Raw genomic sequence first — 3,271 nt, 5'->3', positions numbered from 1 at the left:
TTAACATTTGCTCGTACTGCAGTGGCTAACGTACTGTCCAAGAAAAACAAGGAAGAAAAATAATGAATACAAAGGAAGCAGTGCGACGGGCGTGCAAGTCCCAGCGCGCTGCTTTATCCGTTGCCGATTGTAATAGATGGACGACTCTATTGACAGAGCAGATTGTCAATTGTCCTGAATACATATCGGCAAATACCATTATGGCCTATTTGGCAATGCCTAAAGAGGCCAATTTAGACGATGTGATTCGTCATGCTTTAGAACATGGTAAATCTGTATACGTTCCAGTATGTACAGATAAGACGACGATGATTGCCGTTCGTCTTAAGTCTCTAGAATCTATCACTCGGGGTGTGTTAAATATACGCATTCCCTCTGAGCCATACGAGGTTATTAATCCACATGACTTGGATTTGATTTTAGTGCCTGGTGCTGGCTTTGACTGTCAAGGTGGTCGCATGGGGATGGGGAATGGGTATTATGATCGATTTCTCAAAGAACTTTCACCAAGTACATTTATGGGAGTATGCTGGTCAGTACAATTGTGGGATACACCAATTCCTATGGATGAACTAGATCAACGGATGAGCAAAATTGTAACAGAGCAGGGCGTCATACATTGTGTATAGTAGAAGGGAGCAACTATTTTGAACGGTAAAGCTATTATCAAGTTTTTAGTAGTCGTTGCTGTCATCATTGGTACCTTTGCGTATTGCATTGAACCTTTAGCGGGTTCTTTGAAACAAGGCCTTGATTTGCAAGGTGGTACGCATATCGTATTGGAAGCAGAAGATTCTGCAACTGGTAAAGCTGACAATGATGCAGTTGAACGGGCGAAGCAAATCTTAGAGCGTCGTATTAATGAAATGGGCTTATCTGAACCATTAGTACAACGTGAAGGTGCTCGTCGTATTATCATCGAATTGCCAGGTGTAAAAGATCCTGACGAAGCGATTAAACGTATCGGTAAAACAGCGGTGTTGGAATTTAAAAATGACCAAGGCCAAACTGTTATGACTGGTGATGACTTAAAAGATGCAAAAGAAGAATTAGGTCAAAACAAACAACCACTCGTTGCCATTGAATTAAGTGATGAAGGGGCTAAGAAGTTTGCTGACTTGACTTCTAAAAATATCGGCCGTCGCATTGCGATTACATTAGACGGTAAAGAATTGACTAATCCTGTAGTGCAACAAGCGATTACAGGTGGTAAAGCGACTATCTCTGGTAGCCAAAGCTTAGAAGAAGCTAGAGACTTGGCTATTTTGTTACGTTCTGGTGCATTGCCTGTTAAAATCAATGTATTAGAGGTGCGTACAGTAGGTCCTTCTCTAGGTCAAGACTCCAAAGACAAATCAGTAGTAGCTTTCAGTGCTGGTATTGCGATGATCATGATTTTCTTGGTTATTTTATATCGCTTATCCGGTATCGTAGCTAATATTGCATTGCTTGTATATGTTATGCTCTTATTGCTCGTATTGGGCAAAGGCTTTAATGCGACTATGACATTACCTGGTATCGCAGGTATTATCTTATCCATGGGTGTTGCGGTAGATGCGAACATTCTTATCTTTGAACGTTTTAAAGAAGAGGTGTTCTCCGGTAAGTCCATGCGTGTAGCCATGGAAGCTGGTTTCAGCCGTGCGTTGGCAACTATTACAGATGCGAACGTATCTGTTATCATCACAGCTGGTATCTTAACTGTTTTAGGTTCTGGTCCTGTAAAAGGCTTTGCTATCAGCTTAGGTGTAGGCGTAGTAGTAAGTATGTTTACAGCAATTATCGTGAGCCGTTTCTTGTTGCGCATGTTAATTGAATGTAACTTTACAAACCATCCATTCTGGTTTGGTGCGAATATTTCTCCAAGCACAAGTGCTGATGCATTTGCACCAAAAGTATTGAAAGGAGGTAAACGCAAATGACATTAAACGTAGTTAAACATCATCGTTGGTGGTTTGCTATTTCCTCCATCCTCGTAATCATTAGCTTAATATCTATCTTCATGAAAGGCTTTAACTTTGGTATCGACTACACAGGTGGTACGATTGTTGAAGTTGTATTTGAACAACCTGTAGAGGTTAGCCAAGTTCGTGATGTTTTGAAAGAGTTCAATCTTGAAAACGCACAAATTCAGCTTTCTGGTGATACTACAGGTGATACATCTGGTAAAGATGTAATGATCCGTACTCGTAATCTTGAATCTAGTGAAAGCGCTGCAGTTGTTGAATCTTTGACTAAAAATGTTGGTCAAAATACTGTTAAACGTATTGAAACAGTAGGTGCTGTTATCGGTTCTGAAGTAACAGAACATGCGTTAACAAACCTTCTCATTGCATTCTTGGCGTTAGCGATTTACATTTCTTATCGATTTGAATATAAAGTAGCTATTTCTGCTTTGATTGCGATTTTCCATGACTTGATTATGGTACTTGGTGTATTCTCTTATTTCCAATTGGAAATTGATGCATCCTTCTTAGCTGCTGTACTTACAGTTGTAGGTTATTCTATGAATGAGTCTGTAGTTATCTTTGACCGCGTTCGTGAAAATACCCATACTCATAAACGTTCCGATACATTTGCAGACCTTGCGAATGCTTCTGTTACACAAAGTATTCACCGTAGTTTCTATACATTGGCAACTGTTATGTTCGCCTGCGTATCCCTTTACGTATTTGGCGGGGATACAACGAAGAACTTTGCCCTTTGTATGATCATCGGCTTTGCTAGTGGTGCGTACTCCTCTATCTGCGTAGCTACATCCTTGTGGGCTATCTGGAAGAGCCGTAATAAAAACGACGTGCGCAATCAACAATAATATATAAATTACTTTTACTATAGTGATGGTGAAAGTATAAGCGCCTCTCTAGATAAAACTAGAGAGGCGCTTTTTATATAAAGATATACAAATATTATTTGATGGTGTGTAGCATATAAGTTAGGATAAAAATAAAATGAAGAGCATCTGCATAAAAATAGGTGTTATACAATTTAAAACTTAAAATTATAAGGAATTAAGGGGTACTAATAAAAAAGACTGGTGAAAATAAAATGAAAATGTAAAAATAGCCCGTTTTCATGTTGACGATAATTTTATTTATGCTATACTTATACAAGTCGTTAGGACACAGCACAAACGACAAGCATCAAAAAACTTCAAAAAAGTTTTGAAAAGTGCTTGACGAAATGAGCTGAACTTGATAGAATAATCAAGTCGCCAGTTGATGAAACACTTCGAATGAAGAAAGTAGAGACTGGTACAGATCTTTGAAAA

General features: G+C 38.9%; 3 protein-coding genes. All 3 read left to right on the top strand.

The annotated features are described in order from the left end of the window. The first annotated feature begins 62 nt into the window (after nucleotides 1–62). From Q0F90_RS08395 to secF, 3 genes are read left to right on the top strand one after another with little or no spacing between them, the layout of a single operon-like run. A complete protein-coding gene (locus Q0F90_RS08395) occupies nucleotides 63–629 on the top strand; it encodes a 5-formyltetrahydrofolate cyclo-ligase (protein ID WP_296004715.1) in 567 nt (188 codons plus the stop codon). 18 nt (nucleotides 630–647) lie between these two features. Further along, nucleotides 648–1,922, top strand: coding sequence for a protein translocase subunit SecD (secD, locus tag Q0F90_RS08390; protein ID WP_296004713.1), 1,275 nt, complete (start codon nucleotides 648–650; stop codon nucleotides 1,920–1,922). Further along, complete coding sequence (gene secF / locus Q0F90_RS08385; RefSeq protein WP_296004711.1) at nucleotides 1,919–2,815, top strand: protein translocase subunit SecF; 897 nt, start codon at nucleotides 1,919–1,921, stop codon at nucleotides 2,813–2,815. Before secD ends, secF begins: the two co-directional genes overlap by 4 nt. The last annotated feature ends 456 nt before the right edge of the window (nucleotides 2,816–3,271 follow it).

This window comes from uncultured Veillonella sp. (genome assembly GCF_934190855.1).
Taxonomy (GTDB): Bacteria; Bacillota; Negativicutes; order Veillonellales; family Veillonellaceae; genus Veillonella.
Note: the sequence above shows the minus strand (reverse complement) of the source record. Positions and strands in the feature narration are given on the sequence as shown.